General features: G+C 57.5%; 23 protein-coding genes, 1 tRNA gene and 1 riboswitch. Of the genes, 14 read left to right on the plus strand and 10 right to left on the minus strand.

Annotation, left to right across the window (positions count from 1 at the left end; all coding sequences use genetic code 11):
- The first annotated feature begins 26 nt into the window (after positions 1-26).
- The 6 genes from PHS32_RS12120 to PHS32_RS12140 all read left to right on the plus strand — a co-directional run bounded on the left by PHS32_RS12120 (position 27) and on the right by PHS32_RS12140 (position 4,128).
- Positions 27-1,265, plus strand: a complete 1,239-nt coding sequence (locus PHS32_RS12120) for a site-specific integrase (RefSeq protein ID WP_301079232.1) — start codon at positions 27-29, stop codon at positions 1,263-1,265.
- 188 nt (positions 1,266-1,453) lie between these two features.
- Entirely contained in the window at positions 1,454-1,684 is a 231-nt protein-coding gene (locus PHS32_RS24240) for an AlpA family phage regulatory protein (RefSeq protein ID WP_366143477.1), read from the plus strand.
- A gap of 40 nt (positions 1,685-1,724) precedes the next feature.
- Positions 1,725-1,901 carry a hypothetical protein gene (locus PHS32_RS12125; protein ID WP_301079233.1) on the plus strand — a complete coding sequence of 59 codons (177 nt, stop codon included), beginning with the start codon at positions 1,725-1,727 and terminating at the stop codon, positions 1,899-1,901.
- A 13-nt stretch (positions 1,902-1,914) separates the two neighbouring features.
- Positions 1,915-2,187 (plus strand): hypothetical protein, encoded by a 273-nt coding sequence (locus tag PHS32_RS12130; protein WP_301079234.1) that lies wholly within the window; start codon positions 1,915-1,917, stop codon positions 2,185-2,187.
- Positions 2,168-3,094: a hypothetical protein gene (locus tag PHS32_RS12135; protein ID WP_301079235.1), complete on the plus strand. Its 927-nt coding sequence runs from the start codon at positions 2,168-2,170 to the stop codon at positions 3,092-3,094. The genes PHS32_RS12130 and PHS32_RS12135 overlap by 20 nt, the downstream gene beginning before the upstream one ends.
- Before the next feature lie 758 nt (positions 3,095-3,852).
- A complete protein-coding gene (locus PHS32_RS12140) occupies positions 3,853-4,128 on the plus strand; it encodes a hypothetical protein (RefSeq protein ID WP_301079236.1) in 276 nt (91 codons plus the stop codon).
- Between the two features lie 185 nt (positions 4,129-4,313).
- Here the strand turns inward: PHS32_RS12140 and PHS32_RS12145 are convergent.
- The 6 genes from PHS32_RS12145 to cysS form a co-directional block, all read right to left on the minus strand.
- Positions 4,314-4,406 (minus strand) — tRNA-Ser (locus tag PHS32_RS12145).
- Positions 4,407-4,448: 42 nt separating this feature from the next.
- On the minus strand, positions 4,449-5,717 hold the full coding sequence (locus PHS32_RS12150; RefSeq protein ID WP_301079238.1) for an aspartate kinase: 1,269 nt from the start codon (positions 5,715-5,717) through the stop codon (positions 4,449-4,451).
- Between the two features lie 25 nt (positions 5,718-5,742).
- On the minus strand, positions 5,743-6,693 hold the full coding sequence (gene tilS / locus PHS32_RS12155) for a tRNA lysidine(34) synthetase TilS (protein ID WP_301079239.1): 951 nt from the start codon (positions 6,691-6,693) through the stop codon (positions 5,743-5,745).
- A 33-nt stretch (positions 6,694-6,726) separates the two neighbouring features.
- Positions 6,727-7,704 (minus strand): acetyl-CoA carboxylase carboxyltransferase subunit alpha, encoded by a 978-nt coding sequence (locus PHS32_RS12160; RefSeq protein ID WP_301079240.1) that lies wholly within the window; start codon positions 7,702-7,704, stop codon positions 6,727-6,729.
- A gap of 143 nt (positions 7,705-7,847) precedes the next feature.
- Positions 7,848-8,498: a DNA-3-methyladenine glycosylase 2 family protein gene (locus PHS32_RS12165; RefSeq protein WP_301079241.1), complete on the minus strand. Its 651-nt coding sequence runs from the start codon at positions 8,496-8,498 to the stop codon at positions 7,848-7,850.
- Positions 8,499-8,544: 46 nt separating this feature from the next.
- Positions 8,545-9,936 (minus strand): cysteine--tRNA ligase, encoded by a 1,392-nt coding sequence (gene cysS / locus PHS32_RS12170; protein ID WP_301079242.1) that lies wholly within the window; start codon positions 9,934-9,936, stop codon positions 8,545-8,547.
- Between the two features lie 182 nt (positions 9,937-10,118).
- On the opposite strand from cysS, the gene PHS32_RS12175 reads away from it, so the two are divergent.
- The 5 genes from PHS32_RS12175 to PHS32_RS12195 all read left to right on the plus strand — a co-directional run bounded on the left by PHS32_RS12175 (position 10,119) and on the right by PHS32_RS12195 (position 14,494).
- Complete coding sequence (locus tag PHS32_RS12175) at positions 10,119-11,183, plus strand: tetratricopeptide repeat protein (protein WP_301079243.1); 1,065 nt, start codon at positions 10,119-10,121, stop codon at positions 11,181-11,183.
- Positions 11,184-11,276: 93 nt separating this feature from the next.
- Positions 11,277-12,521: a L,D-transpeptidase family protein gene (locus PHS32_RS12180; protein WP_301079244.1), complete on the plus strand. Its 1,245-nt coding sequence runs from the start codon at positions 11,277-11,279 to the stop codon at positions 12,519-12,521.
- A gap of 50 nt (positions 12,522-12,571) precedes the next feature.
- The gene (locus tag PHS32_RS12185) at positions 12,572-13,111 is read left to right on the plus strand and encodes a peptidylprolyl isomerase (protein WP_301079271.1); all 540 of its coding nucleotides are present in this window, start codon (positions 12,572-12,574) and stop codon (positions 13,109-13,111) included.
- Positions 13,108-13,614, plus strand: a complete 507-nt coding sequence (locus PHS32_RS12190) for a peptidylprolyl isomerase (protein WP_301079245.1) — start codon at positions 13,108-13,110, stop codon at positions 13,612-13,614. Before PHS32_RS12185 ends, PHS32_RS12190 begins: the two co-directional genes overlap by 4 nt.
- A 1-nt stretch (position 13,615) precedes the next feature.
- Complete coding sequence (locus tag PHS32_RS12195; RefSeq protein WP_301079246.1) at positions 13,616-14,494, plus strand: UDP-2,3-diacylglucosamine diphosphatase; 879 nt, start codon at positions 13,616-13,618, stop codon at positions 14,492-14,494.
- On the opposite strand, the gene PHS32_RS12200 is transcribed toward PHS32_RS12195, so the two are convergent.
- Entirely contained in the window at positions 14,491-16,098 is a 1,608-nt protein-coding gene (locus PHS32_RS12200) for an HD family phosphohydrolase (RefSeq protein ID WP_301079247.1), read from the minus strand. The two genes, PHS32_RS12195 and PHS32_RS12200, sit on opposite strands and share 4 nt — an antisense overlap.
- A 64-nt stretch (positions 16,099-16,162) precedes the next feature.
- Positions 16,163-18,922 (minus strand): DUF349 domain-containing protein, encoded by a 2,760-nt coding sequence (locus PHS32_RS12205; protein WP_301079249.1) that lies wholly within the window; start codon positions 18,920-18,922, stop codon positions 16,163-16,165.
- Between the two features lie 593 nt (positions 18,923-19,515).
- On the opposite strand from PHS32_RS12205, the gene PHS32_RS12210 reads away from it, so the two are divergent.
- The 3 genes from PHS32_RS12210 to nrdR all read left to right on the plus strand — a co-directional run bounded on the left by PHS32_RS12210 (position 19,516) and on the right by nrdR (position 22,370).
- Positions 19,516-20,325 carry a lytic transglycosylase domain-containing protein gene (locus PHS32_RS12210; RefSeq protein ID WP_301079250.1) on the plus strand — a complete coding sequence of 270 codons (810 nt, stop codon included), beginning with the start codon at positions 19,516-19,518 and terminating at the stop codon, positions 20,323-20,325.
- Positions 20,326-20,366: 41 nt separating this feature from the next.
- Positions 20,367-20,496: riboswitch (ZMP/ZTP riboswitch) on the plus strand.
- Between the two features lie 45 nt (positions 20,497-20,541).
- Positions 20,542-21,786, plus strand: coding sequence for a serine hydroxymethyltransferase (glyA, locus tag PHS32_RS12215; RefSeq protein ID WP_301079251.1), 1,245 nt, complete (start codon positions 20,542-20,544; stop codon positions 21,784-21,786).
- A 134-nt stretch (positions 21,787-21,920) separates the two neighbouring features.
- The gene (gene nrdR / locus PHS32_RS12220; protein ID WP_301079252.1) at positions 21,921-22,370 is read left to right on the plus strand and encodes a transcriptional regulator NrdR; all 450 of its coding nucleotides are present in this window, start codon (positions 21,921-21,923) and stop codon (positions 22,368-22,370) included.
- A 31-nt stretch (positions 22,371-22,401) separates the two neighbouring features.
- On the opposite strand, the gene PHS32_RS12225 is transcribed toward nrdR, so the two are convergent.
- Positions 22,402-22,950, minus strand: coding sequence for a GspH/FimT family pseudopilin (locus PHS32_RS12225; protein WP_301079253.1), 549 nt, complete (start codon positions 22,948-22,950; stop codon positions 22,402-22,404).
- A 103-nt stretch (positions 22,951-23,053) separates the two neighbouring features.
- Positions 23,054-23,473: a type IV pilin protein gene (locus PHS32_RS12230; protein WP_301079254.1), complete on the minus strand. Its 420-nt coding sequence runs from the start codon at positions 23,471-23,473 to the stop codon at positions 23,054-23,056.
- Positions 23,474-23,493: the final 20 nt, after the last annotated feature.

Genomic DNA, 23,493 nt, shown 5'->3' on the forward strand with positions numbered 1-23,493 from the left:
ACGCTGTGCGTTTTCTGGAGCGCACCATGCCAAAAATTGCACGTGAACTTTCCGCAATGGAGATCAACCGCTTAAAAGCACCGGGGCTTGTTTCGGTTGGTGGCGTACCGGGGCTGAGTTTTCAGATCACCCCGACGGGGGCGAGATCATGGATATTGCGCGTCAAGATTGGCACTAAACGCCGCGATATGGGGTTGGGACCATTCCCAGGCGTAACCCTTGCTCAAGCCCGCGAAAAGGCCCGCCAAGCTCGCGAAACGATTGATCAGGGCCATGACCCCATCCTCAACCGCGAACGCGCCCGGAGCGAACTCCGTGCCGCACAGGCAAGCGCCATCACATTCGAGGACGCGGCTGATAAGTTCATCCAGAACAAGAAGGCCGAATGGAGCAACGAAAAGCACGCCTCACAATGGGTAGCCACCCTCGAAACCTACGCATTCCCAGTCAGTGGGAAGCTGCACGTGCAAGACGTGCATGACGCGCATATCCTCAAGATTCTCGAACCCATCTGGGCAACGAAGACCGAGACTGCCACCCGCGTTCGTGGCCGTATTGAAAACGTTCTGGACTGGGCGGCGGCGAAGAAATATCGCAAGGGAGAAAACCCTGCACGTTGGCGCGGGCATCTCGACAAACTACTGCCGGCACCCAAGAAAATAACCAAAGTCGAACACCATCCGGCGGTGCCTGTTGACGACATCGCCAGCGTATATTCATCCCTGAAAGCCCGAAAGGGAGTTGCAGCCCGTGCTCTCGAATTCACACTTTTGACTGCGGCACGGTCGGGCGAAGTTCGCGGCGCGACATGGGCAGAATTTGATTTTGACAAGAGCCTGTGGGTCATCCCCGCAGAGCGCATGAAAGCGCGTGTCGAGCATAGAGTGCCTTTGACCGAATCGGCGGCAGACATCCTGCGTGCCCTTCCACGTCCTGATGGCAGTGAGTTTGTATTTGCAGCACCACGTGGAGGTCAACTTTCCGACATGTCACTAACCGCCGTCATGCGCCGAATGGAGTTGACTGAAGTACCGCACGGGCTGCGGAGCACGTTTCGGGATTGGGCTGCGGAAAGAACCAACTTTCCACGCGACCTTGCCGAAAAGGCTCTGGCGCATACCCTCGAAAGCAAAGTCGAAAGTTCCTACCAACGCGGCGACATGCTGGAAAAGCGGCGCGTCATGATGGCAGCATGGGCTAAGTTTCTTGCCACGCCCGTGACCAAAGCATGCAACATCACGACACTGACGAGGCACGCGGCATAACGATATTTCCCACAATACGAAAGCTTGGAATTTCGAAAATCCAAATAGAAATATATTTTTCCTCTTAAGTCATTGAATTTAAATGATATTTTCAAGTCAACTACCGATTGAAACGAAGAATACGACGCCGCCTTACTACAATTTTCAGAGTGGTAATCAAGCCACGCTAACTAATTGAAAGTGACTTCATGAGCAATCAGAGATGCACAGAGCAACTACAGACAGCACTCGTACTGCGTAAACGGCAAGCGGCAAGACTAATAGGAGTCAGCATCGCCACACTGGACAGATTGCGGGCCGCCGGTTCGTTCGTTCGTCCTATTCAACTTGGCGAACAGGCTATTGGTTTTTTGCGAAGCGACATAGAAAATTGGCTGGCATCGCGTCCACTTTGTAGCCACTTCGCGGAATCAATTTGAACGCCCGGAACGACCACCCCAACGAACAAAAGGAAAATCTATGACCCCCTGCCAAAACGAATGTTTCCGCGCCCAAAAAGTCGCGCAAGTTGAAAGCCTATTGGCGCAATGTCCGCAAGACGAAACCCCGCGCTATGAAAAACTGGGCGCCTTACTTGCCAAATTGGCGATGACCCCCTGCACGCAATTTTGCGATAACCAAAACGCGACCCATTGAAAGAAAGAGCACCATGCAAGTAATCGCTCACGAGGGTTCGCAAGAACTGGCTGACATTCTGGATCAATCGGTCATTTTGGACATCGCCGACCACGGCGGCTTGAGAATGTACACCGTCGAGTGCAACGGTCAAGACGTGCTGATGTTTGCGGATGGGTCAAATAACGCCTTCACCGTCTATCCAGACTCAAGTTTTGATGCCGAATTCGGGGGCTCGATTCACGACCAAGCACGGGCCATTATTCAGGAAGCTGCAAGCGACGGCGATGACAAAATCTCTGCCTGACGCTTTACCGTGGCACGAGGGGGCATATGTTGAAGCCGCAGACAAGCCCTCCGTTCACGGGCCATTGCTGGCAGACGATACCGAGATTGTGTTTGATGACACAACCACCCGACGGAGCACCCCGGACACTGGTCTAAAAGATGTGCATTCAATCCCCCGTCTGTCAGCCCAAAAGAAAACCAGTGGCGACTCAAGTCGCTTCAAGAAAACCATGCTGGCGCTGCCAGACACCGACACACCAACCCTGATTTTGCGGATTGCCACGACAACGGACGCGCTAACCCTTTGGGCTCTGCACGCGACACTAGACAAACGAGAAATTGCACCCTGTCTGCGCTGGCCTCAAAACGACAGCACGCCGCAAATGAAATTCATTACGTGGGTCGCCGACTTGCTTTGGTTTTGCAGGCGCAACCCAGACCACCACCCAAAATCCAAAGGCTACCAAAGGCTTTTGGCAGAAAAGCCCGCCGCGCACGCATGGCACGAAAGAGCCTACTGGATGTTCGCGCGCCTCTATGGTCGCCGGTCGCTGGCGCACATCACCGCCGTGTCGCTGGCGCTGACTGACACGCAGCGGCAAGCCCTTATGACGCTGCCAACATCTTTGATGGTGACAGACCGACTAGAGCTTTCCCCAGACAGATATGAAGCGAAACGGGAACGCCTTTGCAGTTACGCAGTGGCACACCCAGACAAGTCCGGCACACACCGGCCGGAAGCGGTCGCAAACCGAAGGGTAAGGCTATGGCGTGTTCATGTACTGGCGGGGCGTAGCAAAACGGACACCGCCAAACACTGGCAATTACTGACGGGCCAAACAATCACAAGGCAAGCCGTCGCTAAGCAATTAGACACCACCGAGACAATTTTATGGAACCCAAAAAACGGGGCCAAAAATGAGTGATTGCCGGAGCACGCCCCCCGCTGCCCTACCTTCGGTAGGGCTATAACAGTGCAACCCCATTGCAGCCTTATTCCACGCGGGTTGAAGGGGTTGCGCCAAGTCCTCTGAGAAGGGGGTGCGCGTGATTCGCTGCGTGCAGCCCTTCGCGTCATCAAAAACGACCGCAAACTGAACGACCGCAAACTGATCTAGTGGTCAACGAACTCCCGGACCGATGAAGCCTGGACCGCGTTTCAGTTGGAGGCTGGATTCTGAGACCGGATAGAAGATTTTTTGGCGAGCACGGACCTTGATACCCCCACGCAGATCAACCACCCCCCGAAGCCCCTCATGTAGTTTTTTTCCTATTTTTCGACGTTGCGCTTATAGGTGGAGTGTCGCGCTGCTATAAGCAAACCCGCGAAGTCGCGGGAATGGTGCCTTTAAAAACACCATGCTTTTTCCATGAAAAAGACGAGTATTTTGAACAAAAGAAATTTCTTTACCAAGGGCTACCGTCAATGAACTGCGGGCGACAATTCGTATGTAACTGCCCTTGAGCGTTTCGAGAAGAGGAGACAGAAGAAGAATTCCCCGACAAACCGATGGGATTTACCGCCGAGCTTGAGTAAAATTTAGCAAATCATCTTCAATTGATTATAAAACGATGTACTACATGTTACTATAATTGTTAACGCAAGCATTTTAGTATTTTGGAGCACAGTTATATGACCGAGTCAGCGAAACCAACCAGTAGGTACCGCAATTTCGGAATCGCCATGCCACATGACCGTGTCCCGGTGTTCGAGGCTCGTCTGCAAGCGCTCGGCATGAAAACACTTGGTGACTTGGCAACGGCATTCTGCCTTGCTGACGGCATGGTCGAGGCGCTAACACCAGTGATTGCTTCCTACAATACAAAGCTGGCCGGACGAAAGAGTGCAGCGGATAAACGCAAGGAAGCTGTCGAGTTGCTGAAAAGTCTTGACTCTAGCGCCCTGGATGAGCTGCTGGCGAAGTACAAGGCGCAGACCGAAGTCAGGACGCCGGAGTAAGCCCGCATGGCAACCATGTCCCCCAACTGGTCAGAGATCACGATGCGCTGGTTGCGCACCAACTACCCTACCCCGACGCCCCAGTTACTTGAATTTCAACCATCTTTTTTATGTTGGGTAGGATGTAGGTTTTTAACTCAATAAAAACAAAATACCCTTGCAAATCAATGACTTACAAGGGTATTTGGCGGAAACGGAGGGATTCGAACCCTCGATGAGGCTCTACACCCCATACTCCCTTAGCAGGGGAGCACCTTCGGCCACTCGGTCACGTTTCCTGAATTTTCAAGCCGCGATTATCTCACGTCTTGCCGCAAATTTCAGAGCGCAGGAAGGTCCAGTTCAAAAGCCTTGTGCAACGCACGCACTGCCAATTCCATGTATTTTTCGTCAATCACCACCGAAGTCTTAATCTCGGAGGTGGAAATCATCTGGATGTTGATGCCTTCCTCGCTCAACACGCGAAACATTTTGCTGGCCACGCCGACATGGCTGCGCATGCCGATGCCGACGATCGACACTTTGCAAATCTTGGTGTCGCCCACCACCTCTTGCACGCCCAGACCGGGCAGCACTTTTTCTTTCAGCAAATCGACGGTCTTGGCGTAATCGCCGCGGTTCACGGTAAAACTGAAGTCAGTCTTGCCGTCCTTGCTGATGTTCTGGATGATGACGTCGACTTCGATGTTGGCATCGGCCACGGCACCCAGAATCTGGTACGCGATACCGGGTTTGTCAGGCACGCCCAACACCGAGATTTTGGCTTCTTCGCGGCTAAACGCAATGCCGGAAACAATGGCTTGCTCCATGTGTTCATCTTCCTCAAAAGTAATCAGGGTGCCGGAGGCGGCTTCCTCGTTGATGTCAATGTCCCAGGGTGTAAAGCTGCTCAAAACGCGCAGCTTGACCTTGTACTTGCCGGCAAATTCGACCGAGCGAATTTGCAGCACCTTGGAGCCCATGGAGGCCATCTCCAACATTTCCTCAAAGCTCACGGTGCGCAGGCGACGGGCCTCCGGCACGACCCGCGGATCGGTCGTGTAGACGCCATCGACATCGGTGTAGATCAGGCATTCATCGGCCTTCATCGCGGCCGCCACGGCAACCGCGGAAGTGTCCGAGCCGCCACGACCCAAGGTAGTGATATTGCCCTGTTCATCGAGCCCCTGAAAGCCGGTCACGATGACCACCCGGCCAGCCTCCAGATCGGCACGCACGCGGGCGTCGTCAATCGATTCGATGCGGGCCTTGGTATAAGCGCTGTCGGTGCGAATCGGAACCTGCCAGCCGGCGTAGCTGACCGAGGCCAGGCCTTCGGCCTGCAAGGCAATCGCCAGCAGGGCGCTCGATGCCTGCTCGCCGGTGGCGGCCAGCATGTCGAGTTCGCGTCCATAGGCCGCGTCGGTCTTGGCCGGAGCGAGTTCCTTGGCCAGTGCCAGCAAACGGTTGGTTTCGCCGCTCATGGCGGAGGGCACCACCACCATCTGGTGGCCGGCGCGCGCCCATTTGGCGACGCGTTTGGCAACATTGCGGATGCGTTCGGTTGAACCCATCGACGTGCCGCCGTATTTGTGAACAATCAATGCCATGGGGGAAATATATTTATTGCAAAACCTAGGGATTGTACCAATGCAGCAGGGCACCCCTGCGCTCGGCAAAACCCGTCCCGACCTTGATGCGAATCCCGTGCCCGCGTGTCTTGCAGACGGCAATCTGGTCCAGCAGTTCCGCCAGTTGCGCGGCGCTGGGCACCGCGTTGTAACTGGTGGCTAGCCAATGGCGCAACACGTTGGCCTGTCGCGCTCGACTCAAGCGCTGGATTTGGGCAATGACCGGGGGTGAGCCAATCAACGTCAGGTCTTGCAGCGCAACTTCCAGCAGCACCGCCTGCGCCTGCGCGGCATGCGCGGCACTGCGCGCAAAGGTATCCCGAAATTGCGGGAACGTTGCCTCCAGTGCCGGCATCAGGCGTGCCCGGATCCGGTTGCGGGTAAATTGTTGGTTGGCGTTGCTGGGGTCTTCGATGTAGCCCGCGCCGCGACTGCGGAGCCAGACCCGGATGTCGGTTGAGCGTACCTGCAGCAACGGGCGGTGATAGTGGATGCCGGCACGCACCCAGCTCGCCGGCATGGCACTCAGGCCGGGCAAACCGGCGCCGCGGCTCAGGGCCAGCAACAGCGTTTCAACCTGGTCGTCGGCATGCTGGGCAATGGCGATGCTGCGGATGGTCCCATGTGACGATTGGCCATGCGCCATGGCCTCCAAGGCCTGGTAGCGGGCACGACGTGCCGCATCCTCCGGGCTTTGTCCAGGCGCATGGCGGCCATCAACCCTTTTTACCGTCAGGGGCACGCCAAGTTTCGCGCAAACAGCTTGGCAATGCTGCTCGAAGTCGTCCGCCGCCGCCTGCAAACCATGGTGCACGTGAAGGGCCAGCACCTGCCCCGGCCATTTCTCGGCACAAGCCAGCAGCAAGGCAGTGGAGTCAGGCCCGCCGCTGAACGCCACCGCCAGCGGCAACTCGGGCGAAAAGGCAGCAATCGCGTCAGCCAGTGTCGTCGTCACGTACCACCTGCCGGCACCTTGATGCGCCCCACCCTACTTGGCCGTCGCCTTGGTATCGGTGAACCGGCCGTAACTTTGCAGGCGGTCATAGCGGCGGTCGAGCAACTCCTTGACCGGCAGATCAGCGATCTGACGCAAGGCATCGTTGAGGGCGCGTTTCAGGAAGGCCGCCATCTGTTTGTGATCGCGGTGCGCGCCGCCGACCGGTTCGTTGACGATCTTGTCGATCAAACCCAGCGCCTTCAGGCGGTGTGCCGTGATGCCCAGTGCGTCGGCTGCTTCCTGCGCCTTCTCGGACGTCTTCCACAAAATGGAGGCGCAGCCTTCCGGACTGATGACCGAATAGATCGAATACTGCAGCATCAGCACCTGATCGCCAATCGAAATCGCCAGGGCGCCGCCCGAGCCACCCTCACCGATGATGGTGGTGATGATGGGAACTTCGAGCTGCGCCATCTCGAAAATATTGCGCCCTATGGCTTCGGACTGGCCGCGCTCCTCGGCGTCGATACCGGGGTAAGCCCCCGGTGTGTCGACAAATGTGAACACCGGCAGCTTGAACTTCTCTGCCGTTTTCATGAGCCGCAAGGCCTTGCGATAACCTTCCGGCTTGCTCATGCCGAAGTTACGCAGGCCGCGCTCCCGGGTGTCGCGCCCTTTTTGCTGGCCCAGCACCATGCAGGGGGTGCCATTGAAACGCGCCAGGCCGCCCACAATGCTGAGGTCATCGGCAAAATGGCGATCGCCATGCAGTTCCACAAAGTGGGTAAAGATCTCTGAAACGTAATCCAGCGTGTAGGGACGCTCGGCGTGCCGTGCAATCTTTGTGATTTGCCACGGCGTCAGGTCACTGTAAATGTCTTTGGTGAGCTGCTGGCTCTTCTTCGCCAGTTGGTCGATTTCGGAAGAAATGTCAACGGCCGACTCGGTCTGCACATAGCGCAGCTCTTCAATCTTGTTTTCCAGTTCGGCAATCGGGTGCTCGAAGTCGAGGAAGGTTTTCTTGGCCACAAAAACTCCTATACGGTTGAGGACAGGGCGAGTTCGCTTCGCGTAACCGCAGTCTGCCCCACAAGGTTAACTAGCAACATCCCGGTATCAGTTGGGGACAGAGCTCGCTCGCTTCGCGTGGCTGTGATCTGTCCCACAAGGTCTTAATACTCCACCGGCAGCGGATCCAGCGAGCGCCAAATATACCAAGTTGCAACACTGCAAAAAGGTGCCCAGGCGGCGGCAACTTCACGGGCGTCGCTGCGACTCACCACGTCCCCCGAAAAATAACTCTTGCTGATGCCCTTGATCAGGCCCACGTCATCGAGCGGCAACACGTTGGGGCGCATCAGGTGGAAAATCAAAAACATCTCGGCCGTCCAGCGACCAATGCCCCGGATGCCTGTCAACTCGGTAATGATAGCCTCATCATCCATCGTCTCCCAGGCCGTCACGCGCGAGCCGCGATGGTCAAAGTGCAGTGCCAGATCCACCAGGTATTCAACCTTGCGCGCACTCAAGCCGGCGGCGCGCATATCGTCCACCTTGAGCTTGAGCACATTGTCGGCGGCGAACTTTTTCGGCAACTGTACAAAGCGGTCCCACACGGTCTGGGCCGCCTTGACCGAAATCTGCTGGCCCACAATACTGCGCGCCAGCGTGACAAAGGCATCGCCGCGGGTTTGCAGGCAGATATCCCCAAACTGGGGAATCAGCCGCTTCATCACCCGGTCCTTCTTCATCAGGTGCTTGCGGGCCTCATCCCAATAGGGCGGCCGTGCCGGCACCGTGGACGTTGTTTTTGCAGTTGTCATCGGTCTGAATGGCGCAGGCAATAGCTCAAGGGACCGGTAATAAAAGTCATTGTCCAACCTCCCATTTGGTGCCGCCGGGTGAATCCTTCAGGACAATGCCCTGGGCCAGGAGCTGCTGGCGAATCCGGTCGGCTTCGGCAAAATTCTTCGCGGCCTTGGCACTCGCGCGCTGCGCAATCATGGCCACGATGGTCGCCTCATCCATGTTGGTGCCAGCCTGCAAAAACAGCTTGGGATCGCCTTGCAGCAGACCCAGGCAAGCACCCAGGGCCTTGAGCAGGCCGGCCAATTCGGCAGACCGGGTTTTGTTGACTTCGCTGGCCAACTCAAATAGCACCGCCACCGCCTCGGGTGTGCCAAAGTCTTCATCCATGGCTGCCTTGAAACGCGCGGCAAATGGCTGTGCCCAGTCGATGCTCACGGGTACCGGCGCCACCAGGTCCAGTGCCGTGTAAATGCGTTTGAGCGAGTTGCGCGCATCGTCCAGATGCACGTCGCTGTAATTCAGGGCACTTCGATAATGCGTGCGAACCAGGAAAAACCGAACCGTCTCGGGGTCGTACTTGGCCAGCACCTCGCGGATAGTGAAGAAGTTGCCCAGACTCTTGGACATCTTTTCGTTGTCCAGTTGAACCATGCCGTTGTGCATCCAAAGCTTGGCCAAGGGTTTCCCGGTAGCGCCTTCGCTTTGCGCAATTTCATTTTCGTGGTGAGGAAATTGCAGGTCGACGCCACCCCCATGGATATCGAAACTCTCGCCTAAAGTCTGGCAACTCATGGCCGAACATTCAATGTGCCAACCCGGACGGCCCAAGCCATAGTCGTGGCCCAAGGCGGCACTGTTCCATTTGGCATCCTCCGGCTCGCTTTCCTTGGCGGATTTCCAAAGCACAAAGTCCAGTGGATCGTCCTTGCCGTCCAGCACAGCCACCCGCTCCCCGGCACGCAAATCATCCAGTGATTTGCCTGACAACTTGCCGTAGCCGGGAAACTTGCGCACCGCAAAATTCACATCGCCAGAGGTCGACTTGTAAGCCAGCCCTTTGGCTTCGAGTTGCCCGATCAAGTCCAGCATCTGCGGCACATAGTCGGTGGCACGCGGCTCCAGGGTGGGCGACTCGATGCCCAATTTGCCAACATCGCGGTGCATCACCTCGATCATTTCGTCGGTCAGGGCGCGAATGGCGATGCCGCGCTCCAGCGCTCGCTTGATGATCTTGTCATCAATATCGGTGATGTTGCGCACATAGGTTACCCGCAGACCACTCGCCTTGAGCCAGCGCTGCACCACATCAAAAGTCATCGCCATGCGGGCGTGTCCAATATGGCACAAGTCGTAAATCGTCATGCCGCAGACGTACATCCGGACGTGGCCAGGCTCCAGGGGCGACAAAGGCTCAAGCACACGCGTTAACGTGTTGTAAATGCGTAAACTCATGGGTGTTTCAAACGACAAACTCTGCGAATTCAACCCTGGGCTGCCTCGACAAAGACTGTAAATGTGTGGTTAATTAGGGGGGCACCGAAATACACCCCGTGGGCTACAATTGCGGCCAGTATAAAGCCCTGCCGGCCAAGCTGCTGCGGTGGACCTTCACCCTGTAGGAATCATAAGACTCCATGAAGCACAAGCACTCTACAATTTTCCTTACCCTTCGTCTGCTGGCGCTGGTGGCTGCCTGCGTTCTGGTGCCAGCCTACGCGGACGAATATGGCGATGTCAGTCAGTTGCTGCGAGCCGGCAAGCTGGGGGAAGCCCTGATCAAGGCCGATGCTTACCTGGGCGGCAAGCCGAACGACCCGCAAATGCGGTTTCTGAAAGGCGTCATTCAACGCAGTTCGGGCAAACAGTCGGAAGCCATTGCCACTTTCACCAAGCTCACCGAAGACTACCCAGAGCTACCGGAACCTTACAACAACCTGGCAGTGCTCTACGCCAGCCAGGGCCAATTCGACAAGGCACGGGCAGCGCTGGAAATGGCTATCCGCACCAACCCCAGCTACGCCACCGCGCATGAAAACCTTGGCGACGTTTACGCTAGGCTGGCCAGTCAGGCTTATAACAAGGCGCTGCAACTCGATGGCGCCAATGCCGCAGTGCCACCCAAGCTGGCCCTTATTCGTGAATTATTCGGCCCCGCCAACAAAGGACAGCGTCCTGGCGTGACGGTGGCCGCGGCGGCAGCACCGAGTTCTGCGCCAGCGATTAGCAAACCGGTAGTGCCTGGACCTGCGCCCGCGCCCGCCCCCGCCGCTGTGCCAGCGTCAGCGCCGGTACCGGTGGTTGCGGCCAGCAAGCCCGCTGCGGTAGCCAGCAAGGCAACTGTCAACGAGGGTACGAGCGAGGAAATCAAGGGCGTGGAAGAGGCGGTGCTGGCCTGGGCCAAGGCTTGGTCTGCCAAAGACATGTCCGCCTACTTGGGCGCCTATGGCAAGGAATTTACCCCTCCAGCCAAACAATCACGCAGTGCCTGGGAGGAGGATCGTCGCAAGCGCATCGTCGGCAAATCCAGCATCAACGTGAAACTCGACAAACTGAGCGTGACCGTCAGCGGTACCAAGGCGGTGGCCAAATTCCGGCAACACTACCGCGCCGGCGCCCTTTCGGTGTCTAGCCGCAAAACGCTCAATCTCCTCAAGACTGGCGATCGCTGGCTGATCATCAAGGAATCTTCGGGCAATTGATGGTCGTTTGCGAGCTGCAGCGGGCATCGCTGACAGTACTGGTTTCATTCGTCGTCTGATGACTTTATGAGACGGTATCTTCTTATTCTTTTCATGGCACCTGTTGTCGCGCTGTCGACACCGGCGCACGCGGGCACGCACAAAAAAAACGAGTCCAGAACGGCCACCCCTTCGCACAGTGGCGCCAAGAGCAAGGCCAGGAAAGCAGCCAAGGAAACCCAGGTTGACCCGGGCTTGGCCGAAGCCCGACTGATCGAGGTCTACCGACTGGTGGCCAAGTCGCAGGTCCGTGAAGCCCTGGAACAAGCGGAGCGCCTGATTCGGGACTACCCCAACTTTCAGTTGGCCCAGCTGGTTTATGGTGATCTGCTGTCCGCTCGCATCCGTCCGGTCCGAACCCTGGGCGATGTACCGGAGCCGATTGCGAAAACCGCAGCCACCGTGCTGGAAGAATTGCGCGACGAATCGCAGATGCGATTGAAAGCGCTGCGTGAGCGCCCGCCGCCAGACTCCATTCCCTCTCAATTTCTGGCTTTATCCGCGCGCAACAAGCACGCCATCGCCATCGACGCCTCCCGTTCGCGTTTGTACCTGTTTGAAAATCAGGCCAGCGGTTTGGCGCTGATCGCCGACTACTACATCTCGATCGGAAAATCCGGTCTGGAAAAAAATGCCGAAGGCGATTTGCGCACGCCACTGGGGGTGTACTTCATCACCGGCAACCTGAACCCCAATTCGCTGAAGGATTTTTACGGCTCCGGCGCCCTGCCCATCAACTACCCCAACGAGCTTGACAGCAAGCGGGGTAAAACAGGCAGCGGCATCTGGCTGCACGGCACACCGCACAACCAGTTTTCACGTCCGCCGCAAGCAACCGATGGTTGCGTTGTGCTGGCCAACCCGGACCTGGCCCAGATCATCCGAACCGTCCAGATCCGCACTACGCCAGTCGTCATCGCCCAGAATCTGCACTGGGTAAAGCCAAACCTGGTGCGCGCCAACAGCAAGCCCTTCGAGGCCGCATTGACGGCATGGCAAAACGCCAAGTCCAGGGGCGATATGGACCAGTTGCTGAGCTTCTATAGTCCGGATTTCACCAGCAATGGAAAGACCTTGACCGAGTGGACACCGGCCTTGCGCAGCCAGGTCGAGAAGGTGCGCGGGCGCGCCATCCAACTCAAGGACTTGTCCCTGCTGCGCTGGACCGATGCCGCTGATACCATGGTCGTCACGTTTGGCGAGGTTGCCGACGGTAGCCGCAGCGGCCCCACCAAACGTCAGTATTGGGAGCGACATGGCAACCAGTGGAAAATTTTCTTTGAAGGAGTGATCGGATGAAGTTCGTAAATTTACCAGCCACAATCGGTAGCTGGATTGCAGCTATCGCCATGCTTTCATTGGCGACCATGGCTTGCGCGCAAGAGGCGCCGCGCGTCAAGTTCGCCACCAGCGCGGGCGATTTTGTGATTGAGGTCTACCCAGACAAGGCGCCCAAGACGGTTGAGAATTTTTTGCAGTACGTCAAAGACAAGCACTATGACGGCACCATCTTCCACCGCGTGATCGATAATTTCATGGTGCAAGGTGGCGGTTTTGATGCCAAATTCAAGCAAAAACCGACCCGCGCCCCGATCCCGTTGGAAGCCAGCAACGGCCTCAAAAACGACACCGGCACGATCGCAATGGCCCGCACCAGCAACCCGAACTCCGCAACCTCCCAATTTTTCATCAACGTCAAGGACAATGCGATGCTCAATGCACCGGCGCCCGACGGCTATGGCTACGCCGTTTTCGGCAAGGTCGTGAGCGGTGCCGAGGTGATTCAAAAGATCAAGACCAGTGCCACTGGCGCGGCTGGTCCGTTCGCCAGCGATGTACCCAAAACAACCATTCTCATCAACTCCGCAACCCTTGAAAAGAAATCATGAGCAAGCCCCAAGTCGAACTCCACATTGCCAACTATGGCGTCATCACTCTTGAACTGGATCAGGAAAAGGCGCCCAAAACCGTCGCCAATTTCCTGAACTACGTCGGCAAGGGACACTACAACAACACCATTTTTCACCGCATCATTCCGGGCTTCATGGTGCAAGGCGGGGGCATGGAACCCGGCATGAAGGAAAAGCGGGCTGACAAACCGATCGACAACGAGGCCAATAATGGCCTGAAGAACTTGAACTACACCGTGGCCATGGCCCGCACCGGAGACCCGCACTCGGCCACCGCGCAGTTTTTCATCAACGTGGCAGACAACTCTTTCCTCAACCACACGGCGATTTCTGCCCAAGGCTGGGGTTACGCGGTTTTTGGCAAAGTCATATCCGGTACCGACGTGGTCGACAAGATCAAGTCTGTCAAGACCGCTCGCAAGGGCTATCACGATGACGTGCCGGTTGAAGATGTGATTATCGAAAAGGCCCAGGCACTTTGATATGAATGGCACGGTGCCCCCGGTCACAGCGCACAGCATCGCGTGGTCTGGGGGCCTATTGCAAGCGCCAGTGCAGTGGCGCTATGTTGATTTCATCTCCGATCTTCACCTGCAAGACGGCGACAGCGCCACCTTCCGTGTCTGGCAGGATTACATGCGCAATACTCGGGCCGATGCCGTATTCATCCTGGGTGATCTGTTTGAACTCTGGGTCGGGGACGACATGCTCGGTGGCGGCGGACCCAACGGCATCACCGTGGCGCCCGAACCAGCGGCCGGCCTGGCCGCCCGTTGTGCCCAGGTTCTTGAAACCGCTGCTCGCCGTCTGACCATTTTTTTCATGCACGGGAACCGCGACTTTCTGCTGGGGCCGGCGTATGCCAAGGCCAGTGGCATGACCCTGATTGACGATCCATGCGTGCTGGAGTTTGCCGGACAGCGCTGGTTGCTCTCGCATGGCGACGCCTTGTGTCTGGCAGACACCGACTACATGCAGTTTCGGACCCATGTGCGCAGCGCACGATGGCGGCAGGAATTTCTCGCCAGACCACTGTCTGAACGTCTGGAAATGGGACGCGCGCTGCGGCAACAAAGTGAAGCCCGCAAAAGTAAGGGTTTGGCAAGCGGCATGGCGCTCGTCGACCTCGATACTGAACTTGTGTGCGACTGGTTGCGCACAGCCCGGGCCGGCACCTTGATTCATGGCCACACGCACAAGCCAGCTGAGCACGACCTGGAAAATGGTCTGCGCCGAATCGTGCTAAGCGACTGGGATGCCAGCGCTACACCGGCGCGCGCCTCAGTCTTGCGCCTGAGCGCGGTCTCCCAAAATCAGGTGGCTGGCGCTAGCGTCGAACGTATCGCTGCGGCTCTGGCCTAAAGCTTCACTTCGTCGATTTGCGAGGGGTCCAGAAACTGCTCCGCATAGCGCTTGTAGACATCTTTTTGCCAAAAAATATCGAACAGGTCGGGGTCGATATGACCGATGTTCTTGAGTTTGTGCATGATACCCATGGCCTGCGACAGCTTCATGCCGGGCTTATAGGGCCGGTCGGTTGCCGTCAGTGCTTCAAAGATATCGGCAATGCCCATGACGCGCGCTTGCACCGACATTTGATCGCGCGTCAAGCCTCGGGGATAACCTTTGCCGTCCATGCGCTCGTGGTGACCACAGGCGTATTCCGGCACATTTTTCAGGTGCGTAGGCCAGGGTAGCTGCTCCAGCATCTTGATCGTGGTCACTATGTGCTGATTGATGGTATCGCGCTCAGCGAGCGTCAGGGTACCGGCCCGTATGCACAGGTTTTCCAACTCATCGGCGCTAAGAAATTCGGTCTCAACGCCCTTCACATCGCGCCAGACATGCTGACGGCTTATCTGGCGCACGCGCTCTATGGCAGCCTCATTCATGGCTTCGCCGCCAATGTTCGTGACCCGAAGAAAATCCCGATCCGCATCAAGTGCCTCAATCGTTTCCCGGACAGCGGCCATCGCTGCGGCCTCTCCCTGTGGGTCCACACAAGGGCGCAGTGCCAGTTGCTGACGCAGGGCATTTAGCTCAGCGTCACGCTTGAGAACCTCAAAGCGGGTGTCAATCAAATGCACGCGATCAAACAGTGTTTCCAGCTTGGTGGACTTGTCCACCACATGAACCGGCGTCGCAATCTTGCCGCAATCGTGCAACAGCCCGGCAATCTTCAACTCGTAACGGTCGCGCTCATCCATGGCAAACGACGCCAGCGGACCTTCCATTGTTTCGGCGGCCGCTTCAGCCAGCAGCATGGTCAGCACCGGGACACGCTGACAGTGACCGCCGGTGTAAGGCGATTTTTCGTCAATCGCCAAGTTGATGACGTGGATGAAGGATTCGAACAACTCTTCAAGCTGCGTCATCAGCAGGCGATTGCTCAGGGCAATGGCAGCTTGGGAAGCCAGAGATTCCGCCAGACTCTGGTCAGCGGATGAAAAAGGAACCACCTCCAGAGTGCCAGGCGCCTGTGCATTGATGAGTTGCAACACGCCGATCACTTGGTCCTCGTGATTTTTCATCGGCACCGCCAGGAATGACTGCGAACGATAGCCGGTACGCTGATCAAACAGGCGGGTACCGGAAAAGTCGAAATCGGGTTCCGTGTAGGCATCGACAATGTTGACCGTCTCAACGTGAATTGCCGCGTAAGCCGCCACCAGCGAATCGTTGGGTGCGCCGGTCTCGTCCCGCAAGGGCAGATCCGGAAAACTGATGGCACTGCCCGAAGTGCCGCCCATGGCCATGTGCAAGGAGTCGGTCCGCAACATCTCGAATCGAAGACTTTGCCCATCCTCCTTCATGCGATACAAGGTGCCACCGTCGGCATTGGTAATGGTTTTGGCGGCCAACAGGATGCGCTCCAGCAAACGCGTGATATCGCGCTCCTTGGAAAGCGAGGCACCGATGTCATTGAGCTGCTCAACGCGCTTGAGCAATTCGTCCGCAGAATCCATCTGTGTGCTCCCTTACGAATAGGTGTGCAGAACAAGTTGGCGCATGGGGTAACGCTGTGCCGAACTAATTGGGTTTCAGTAAGATTTTCAGTACATTCTGCAATCGACGCGCCTGACCCGCCTCAAAACCGCTGGCCAGCACAGTTGCCGCGTCCTGTCCCCAGGTTTGGGCTGGTGGCGGATCATAGCGCTTGGTCAACAACTGCAGTTGCAAGGCACGTCGAGCGTTCAGGTACTCGGCTGGCGTCGGCAACTCGCAAGCCATCTCCAGACGCAGCAGGGCCACGCCGGCATCGCCTGCGGGTGCCTGGGCCAGCGCCTTAACCCAGGCATTGCGGGTGGCCGGCGTAACACGGCTGCCCAGCTCCTGCGTCGACGGCATCTGTCCGGCATCGCGCTGCTGCCAAGCCGCCAGCAACTGGGTCAATGCCTCCCCATGGGCCTGGGCCGCGAGCTTTCGCAGGGCCAACTGGGCATGCTCCACTGCGTCACGCTGGGCGCGAAATGCGGTATCTCCCAAACGTGGCGCGTCCTGCCACCCGGCAGAGGCACCGTCCCGAACATCGCGACGTGGCGAGCGATCATCCGCACGGCCGGTAAATTTGTCATCCCGTGGGCCTCTGGTCTTGTCTCTAGCGCCATCCCTGCCGCTGTCCTTGCGATCACCAAACTTGCTGCCGCGTCCAATCGGTGCAGGCTCGGTCTTCTTCATGCCAGGACGATCATCACCGCGTACCGCGACAACCGGCTTGGGAGCCGGTTTTGGCGGCGCCATTACTTCCGCCGCTGGCTCCGACTCAGCCGTCGCGTCCGGTTCAACCGCCTCTTTTGTCTCCGAACTCGCCACCGGTTCAACCACCGCTTGCGAGGACTCCACCGCCGCTACGGCCGTATTGACCTCCGTGGCGGCAACTTGCACCGCGGCTTTGGCTTGAGCCTGCCCGCGCAACGCTGCATCCAGCGCATTCATGGCGCTGCGAATACCTTGGGCATCACCGGTCAGATTAGCCGCTTCAAGCGCCTTGGCGGCATCCAGCACCGTGCGATCACGTTCGCCCAGTGCGGCGTCGGCTTTCTGGCGCTCCGCCGTCTTGCGGTTAAAAGCGTCGTCAATCGGCTTGCGAAACGCATCCCACAACTTTTGTTCCTGGCGGCGCTCCATGGGCACTCTATGGACCTCCGCTTGCCAGCGTTGTTGCAGCGCCTTGACCGCATCAATGCGCAAGGTGGGTGCGTTGCCCAGCACCTTGGCTTCTTCAATCATGGCTTGGCGCGTCACCAAGCTGCTTTTTTGCACAAGCTCCAGTGGCGCGCTGGCGGCATTGATAGCCGCTTTCCAGAGCGGCTGCAACTCGGCAAACACTTTTTCGCCAACATGCCCGGCGTCGCGCCAGCGGTCACCAAACTGGTGCAGCAAACGGTTAAAACCCTTCCAGTCGTCATCCAGCGCCGTCGTGTTGTCGGCCGCCCAGGCATTAACCTCTTCAATCAATGCCAGACGCTGCGCCCGGTGTTCTGCCGACTCGGCCTTGACTTTCTCCAGCCAGACTTCAACGACTTTATGGGCTTCGTTGCAGGCGTCGTCAAAACGCTTCCACAAACCGTGATTGGGTGCACCGCCCTGGTCTGTCTGTTTCCATTGCTCGCGCAGGGCGCGCAGGCTTTCCTGCATCTTGCGCCCACCCATGGCCTGACCTTCAGGCCGATGAAGCAGGCCCTCGGCTTTGACCACCAATTCCTCGCGCAACTGGTCGGCACGCCAACGTTGCCAGCCTTCCAGTTCACCCGCAGCGGCCAAGGCGGCGTGTGCCTGCTGCTCCAGTTTGTCGTCAATGATCTTGCCGTATTCCTTGAGTACATTGCGCAAGGCACCAGCCGCGCCGGCACTGGCTTTGCCATGCCCCTCGGAAATTTCTTGCTCCAGTCCCGCCAGTACCTGACGGACTGCCGTGACGGCCTTGGCCTTGACTTCGGGGTCAATCACCGGCCGTTTTGGCTTGATCACTGCCTCCACCGGCAGGCCTCGTCCGGCGCGCAACTCTTCGGCCCAAACCGGGACCGGCGGCAAAGCTGCAGTGGCATCATCCGCTGCCGCGCAAGCTTGCGCCAGAGCACCTTTAAAGGCTTCCCACACCACCAGCAACTGAGTACGCGAAGTGTCCAGCAAACTTGGAAACTTGGCCTCCACACTGGGCCAGTTGGGATCATTCAATAGTACATGGGCCTGCGCCTGCCAGTGCTCCACGTCAGCATGCAAAGCCTCCATGAGGGCCTGCGCATCGCGCCACGATTTGGTAGACAACACTTCGATGCGCTGTGCCAGTAGCACGGCTGCTTCACGCTGCACCTGAACCCGATGCTGCAGATCTTCGATAACTTTTACCCGATCACCGAGTTGTCCCTTGAGTGTCGCCAGCGGCTCTTTGCTCAGGGGCGCGCCCGCCTTGGCGGCGTCCCGCTGCCACGCCATGGCATCCGCGATGTTGAGTTTGGCCACCTCCAGCAACATCCGAGCCTTATCAGCCCACTCTGCCGCAATCGACTCCTGGCCCTTGCTGCGCTTGATTTCATCAAGCCTCTCTCGCAACAGCTTGGCCGCACCCTTGTCTTTGCCACTCAGTTCTTTGAAAACAGCCTGCATTTGCTCGACACTGGGCGTACAGAGCAGCCAGTCACGGATTCGTGCGGTCCGCTCACTCGAAGTATGAGCAGAAAATGCCCCTCCAGTCAGCGCATCCAGCGGATGAGGCTCCATTGCTTTAACCGGGATTTGTGTTGCCTCAGGGGCTTGAGCAGTTTTATGGGGGGCAGAGAAATGGAACATGGGTCGCGCAAACAAGAAACAGGATCCCGACCGAACAGCAGTCAGGGTTAAGTGAGTATTTTCGCCGCAATTTTCTGGATCCGGCAATAAAAAAGGCGAAAGCCCGGTCGGTTGGCTCCAAGCCAAGCCGCCGGGCTCGACAGCTGACACAAGGTCCATGCTGTCAGGGCTCGCGCGATGGGAGGGTAAAGTCCCAAAGTGCTGGGTGGCAAAAGATTGCCTCCACAAACTGCCGGGGCCGCTTTATCGCTGCTACCCAGAGGTAGGGACTGGCTACTGCCGGCTTACAACCCATCCTGAGATGGGCAGACAAAGTTTAGAGAGGAGCAGAAATAAGTTCAAGTTTTATTTATGCATAAGAAATAAGATTGATATGGTTGACTGGATATATAAACTCCACCTAAAATCCGCCCACCCCAGCCACGGCTAGGGACAACCCGAACTCGCTGCCGAACCCGGCATATTCAAATCTCTGCCAAACCACCGATAGATAACGCAGGATATTGATAGCGTACCAACCCAAACGAGGTGCCGCCAGTGTTGCCGCCTACCGGCAACGCAACACCGAAGCCCACGCGAACGAAGGAAGAGCTATGACAGCGTCAGAAAAATTCACCCAAGGCCTGCGAACTTTCGCCACCGACATTGCCGAGGGCTTCTTTGAGATCACACACAACGGTTTTGCCCTGGTCGGCTTGGCCGTCATGTTTGCCGTCATCACCTTGACGGCCCGCCCGGAATTGCGCCAGGTTGGCGAAATCAAACTTTTCAGCTGGCTGCAGACCCGCCAAGTTGGGGTCGCGAGTTGGACTGGCGAAATCGAGGCGGTCGAACGCGCCACCGCAAGCAATCCGAAAAATTTACCCAAACAACAAGCCGCGGTCGCCTATTGGCTGAGCAAGAAATACCGGGTTGCGCCCGAGCCCTTGAGCGCCCTGGTGACTGAGGCCTACCAGATAGGCCTCCAGGCCAAAATCGATCCGACCCTGATTCTGGCGGTCATGGCGGTCGAATCGGGGTTCAACCCATTTGCCCAGGGCCCGGTAGGTGCACAGGGCCTGATGCAGGTGATGACCCAGGTCCACAGCGATAAATATGAAAGCTTTGGCGGCAAATTGGCCGCCTTTGATCCACTAACCAACCTGCGGGTCGGCGTCAAGGTTCTACAGGAATGCATCAACCGCGCCGGCTCTCTGGAGGGCGGTCTGCGCTCCTATGTCGGCGCCGCCAACATCGAAGACGATGGCGGCTACTCAAGCAAGGTCATGGCCGAGCACGCCCGACTGCAACTGGTGGCCAAAGGACAGGCAGTGCCACTGACCGCGGCCCAGACCGTCAGTGCTCCGGTCTTGAGCAAACCCGATCGCAGCCCCGAGAAAGTCGCCCTTCTGTTCAGTTCCTGAGTTCCAGTGCTCGGCAGGAGGTGTGCCGTGTCAGTTAAACTCACCCGGTACGCGACTGGCGATAGGCGCTCAAACCCTCTGGGCATGGACGCTGAAGTGGGAACACCACGGGGAAGCGTGCCGCATTATCAAGTTGATCAATGTGTTTAGCCGTTCGCCTGGGCAGCCCTGTTTCATTTCTTATGACCCACAGGCCCGTCGTCTTCAAGGACTGCCATGTACCAACGAAATATTCTTATTGAGCAAACCGATCCCGAGGTATTTGCCGCCATCCAGGCTGAAAATGCCCGCCAGGAACAGCACATCGAGCTGATCGCCAGCGAGAACTACGCCTCGCCCGCCGTCATGGCGGCGCAAGGCACGCAACTCACCAACAAATACGCTGAAGGATATCCCGGCAAGCGCTACTACGGCGGCTGTGAATACGTCGACATTGCCGAGCAATTGGCGATTGACCGCGTGAAACAGATTTTTGGCGCCGACGCCGCCAATGTTCAGCCGCATTGCGGCGCATCGGCCAACGAGGCCGTCTTCCTGGCCTTTCTGAAGCCTGGTGACACCATCTTGGGCATGTCTTTGGCCGAAGGTGGCCACCTGACTCATGGGATGGCCCTGAACATGAGCGGAAAATGGTTCAAAGTGGTCAGTTACGGTCTGAATGAAAAAGAAGAAATCGACTATGACGCCATGGAACGCCTAGCCCATGAGAGCAAACCGAAACTGATCATTGCCGGCGCGTCGGCCTACAGTCTGCGCATTGACTTTGAACGCTTCGCCAAAGTCGCCAAAGCGGTAGGCGCCATCTTCATGGTGGACATGGCTCACTATGCCGGCCTGATTGCCGCTGGTGTCTATCCCAACCCGGTGCCCCATGCTGACGTCGTGACCTCAACCACGCACAAGAGCCTGCGCGGTCCCCGGGGCGGCATTATTTTGATGAAGGCGCAGCACGAGAAAGCCATCAACAGCGCCATCTTCCCCGGCCTACAGGGCGGCCCGTTGATGCACGTCATAGCAGCCAAAGCAGTGGCCTTTAAGGAGGCGCTGGCGCCGGAGTTCAAACTCTACCAGCAACAGGTGCTGACAAACGCCCGGATAGTGGCCGAAACCCTGACCCAGCGCGGCCTGCGCATTGTGAGTGGACGCACCGAGAGTCACGTGATGCTGGTGGATCTGCGCGCCAAAGGTATCACCGGCAAAGAGGCCGAAGCGGTTCTGGGTGCCGCCCATATGACCATCAATAAAAACGCCATCCCGAATGACCCCGAAAAACCGATGGTCACCAGCGGTGTGCGGATCGGCACCCCCGCCATGACGACCCGCGGTTTCAAGGACGATGAGGCCCGCCTGACCGCCAATTTGGTGGCCGATGTGCTGGACAATCCGAGGGATGGCGCAACCATTGAGGCGGTGCGAACCAAGGTCAATGCCCTGACTGCCCGATTTCCGGTGTACGGCTAAGTCAACAGTCCTGGGACTTGGATGACATCTCTCGAAATCGTGCCTTCCTGGCGTACTCCTGGTCACCCCGACCTTGAGCCGAGAGCCAACTTCATCCACCTATCAGCAACCAATTCACACTGACAAAGTACGTCATGAAATGCCCGTTTTGCAGCCATTCCGAAACTCAGGTGATGGAAACCCGGGTGGCCGAAGACGGGGACTTCATTCGCCGACGGCGTCAGTGTGCTTCGTGCGAAAAACGCTTTACCACCTACGAGCGAGCCGACGTCAGCTTTCCGGCAATCGTCAAGAAAGATGGCCGTCGCATTGAGTATGAACGCGCCAAACTGCTGGCCTCCATGAAACTGGCGCTGCGCAAACGTCCGGTAAGCATCGAGCAAGTAGACAGCGCGGTTGAGCGCATTGAAGAAAAACTGCTGACCCTCGGTGTGCGCGAACTACCCTCGGCCCGCATCGGCGAACTGGTCATGAGAGAACTAAAAAAGCTGGACAAAGTGGCATACGTGCGGTTTGCCAGCGTGTACCGCAGTTTTGAGGACATCGACGAATTCAAGACGCTGGTGGATGAAGTGCGGCGTTAAACAGGGAGCCCAAGCAAGTCAAGCAGGGCGCCTACGAGCAGTCGCTCAAAGTCCCTTTCCTGGAGCGCGCCCGTCCGGTACTGCTAAGGATAAATAGTCGTACATCGGCACTTGAAGCCGGGACCAGGCAGAGCGTGAAAGTGCCGGCCTGAAACGCCCCCGAAATCAGCTTTGCCGACCCTGAAGCGCTGTATGACACATAGTCGGCGACCGGGGCATTACCAGTCAGGGTCAGCCCTCCCGCCACTGCCCCCTGTTGTTCGATCACTTGCTCACCAACATCCAACGTCGCATTGTTGTTGACGTCGTGAAACACAATCCAGCCCTGCTGCCAGCCGCCACCGGTGGTACACGACAGGCCATTGGCTGACTTGCACAACACCGCACGGGCATTGCGTTTGATGGCTTCGTTGCGAGCGAGGTTCAGGCTGGAGAGAAAGGAGTTACCCAGTGCCACCGATTTTTGCGTGTTCAGCATTGCGGTCATGGACGGTACCGCGATCGAAAGCAAAATAGCCACCAGCGTCACCACCACCAGCATTTCAACCAGCGAATAGCCGACCTGACCGGCCTGCAACACCGAATACCTCCCAGAAACCCGATTGTGCATGGTGCACCAAATGATGCGCCCGCATTCAGGTTAAGTCAAAGCAAAAAAACCTTCACCGTTATAGGTATTTACCCTACCATGAAGCGCTTCCCCACAGGCGCCGACCACTTTCGCTGATGGAAATATTCCCATCGCCGGCCTGACTGCCTCCGCTGGTCGGGGTGGCGGTCAGAACAAAGGTCTGGGACGGCACGGTAATGTCCAGCGACAGGTCGTAGCGGCCATCGTTGGTTTGGCCGCTGGTACGTCCAAGCCCACCAGCGGCGGTGCCGTCATAGGCTGTCGTCACGCTGGGAGAGTAGTTATTCGAGTTGAGAAATATCTTTTCCTGCAGACTGGCAAGCTCCAGCAACTCGGTTTGTGCCTGAACCCTGGCGCCGCGGATGACGTAATTGCGGTAACTGGGCAAGGCCACCGCCGCCAGAATGCCGACGATGGCCACCACAATCATCATCTCAACCAAGGTGAAACCTCGGGCATTGAATCGTTTCACAAGCTAACCCTCACCGTTTT

This window comes from Rhodoferax sp., assembly GCF_028714215.1.
Taxonomy (GTDB): domain Bacteria; phylum Pseudomonadota; class Gammaproteobacteria; order Burkholderiales; family Burkholderiaceae_C; genus Rhodoferax.

Excerpts from the sequence above, each read along its gene's own strand:
- PHS32_RS12120 (WP_301079232.1), top strand. The coding sequence starts at position 27 with ATGCCAAAAATTGCACGTGAACTTTCCGCAATGGAGATCAACCGCTTA.
- PHS32_RS24240 (WP_366143477.1), top strand. The coding sequence starts at position 1,454 with ATGAGCAATCAGAGATGCACAGAGCAACTACAGACAGCACTCGTACTG.
- PHS32_RS12125 (WP_301079233.1), top strand. The coding sequence starts at position 1,725 with ATGACCCCCTGCCAAAACGAATGTTTCCGCGCCCAAAAAGTCGCGCAA.
- PHS32_RS12130 (WP_301079234.1), top strand. The coding sequence starts at position 1,915 with ATGCAAGTAATCGCTCACGAGGGTTCGCAAGAACTGGCTGACATTCTG.
- PHS32_RS12135 (WP_301079235.1), top strand. The coding sequence starts at position 2,168 with ATGACAAAATCTCTGCCTGACGCTTTACCGTGGCACGAGGGGGCATAT.
- PHS32_RS12140 (WP_301079236.1), top strand. The coding sequence starts at position 3,853 with ATGCCACATGACCGTGTCCCGGTGTTCGAGGCTCGTCTGCAAGCGCTC.
- PHS32_RS12150 (WP_301079238.1), bottom strand. The coding sequence starts at position 5,717 with ATGGCATTGATTGTTCACAAATACGGCGGCACGTCGATGGGTTCAACC.
- PHS32_RS12165 (WP_301079241.1), bottom strand. The coding sequence starts at position 8,498 with ATGACAACTGCAAAAACAACGTCCACGGTGCCGGCACGGCCGCCCTAT.
- cysS (WP_301079242.1), bottom strand. The coding sequence starts at position 9,936 with ATGAGTTTACGCATTTACAACACGTTAACGCGTGTGCTTGAGCCTTTG.
- PHS32_RS12175 (WP_301079243.1), top strand. The coding sequence starts at position 10,119 with ATGAAGCACAAGCACTCTACAATTTTCCTTACCCTTCGTCTGCTGGCG.
- PHS32_RS12180 (WP_301079244.1), top strand. The coding sequence starts at position 11,277 with ATGGCACCTGTTGTCGCGCTGTCGACACCGGCGCACGCGGGCACGCAC.
- PHS32_RS12185 (WP_301079271.1), top strand. The coding sequence starts at position 12,572 with ATGCTTTCATTGGCGACCATGGCTTGCGCGCAAGAGGCGCCGCGCGTC.
- PHS32_RS12190 (WP_301079245.1), top strand. The coding sequence starts at position 13,108 with ATGAGCAAGCCCCAAGTCGAACTCCACATTGCCAACTATGGCGTCATC.
- PHS32_RS12195 (WP_301079246.1), top strand. The coding sequence starts at position 13,616 with ATGAATGGCACGGTGCCCCCGGTCACAGCGCACAGCATCGCGTGGTCT.
- PHS32_RS12200 (WP_301079247.1), bottom strand. The coding sequence starts at position 16,098 with ATGGATTCTGCGGACGAATTGCTCAAGCGCGTTGAGCAGCTCAATGAC.
- PHS32_RS12205 (WP_301079249.1), bottom strand. The coding sequence starts at position 18,922 with ATGTTCCATTTCTCTGCCCCCCATAAAACTGCTCAAGCCCCTGAGGCA.
- PHS32_RS12210 (WP_301079250.1), top strand. The coding sequence starts at position 19,516 with ATGACAGCGTCAGAAAAATTCACCCAAGGCCTGCGAACTTTCGCCACC.
- glyA (WP_301079251.1), top strand. The coding sequence starts at position 20,542 with ATGTACCAACGAAATATTCTTATTGAGCAAACCGATCCCGAGGTATTT.
- nrdR (WP_301079252.1), top strand. The coding sequence starts at position 21,921 with ATGAAATGCCCGTTTTGCAGCCATTCCGAAACTCAGGTGATGGAAACC.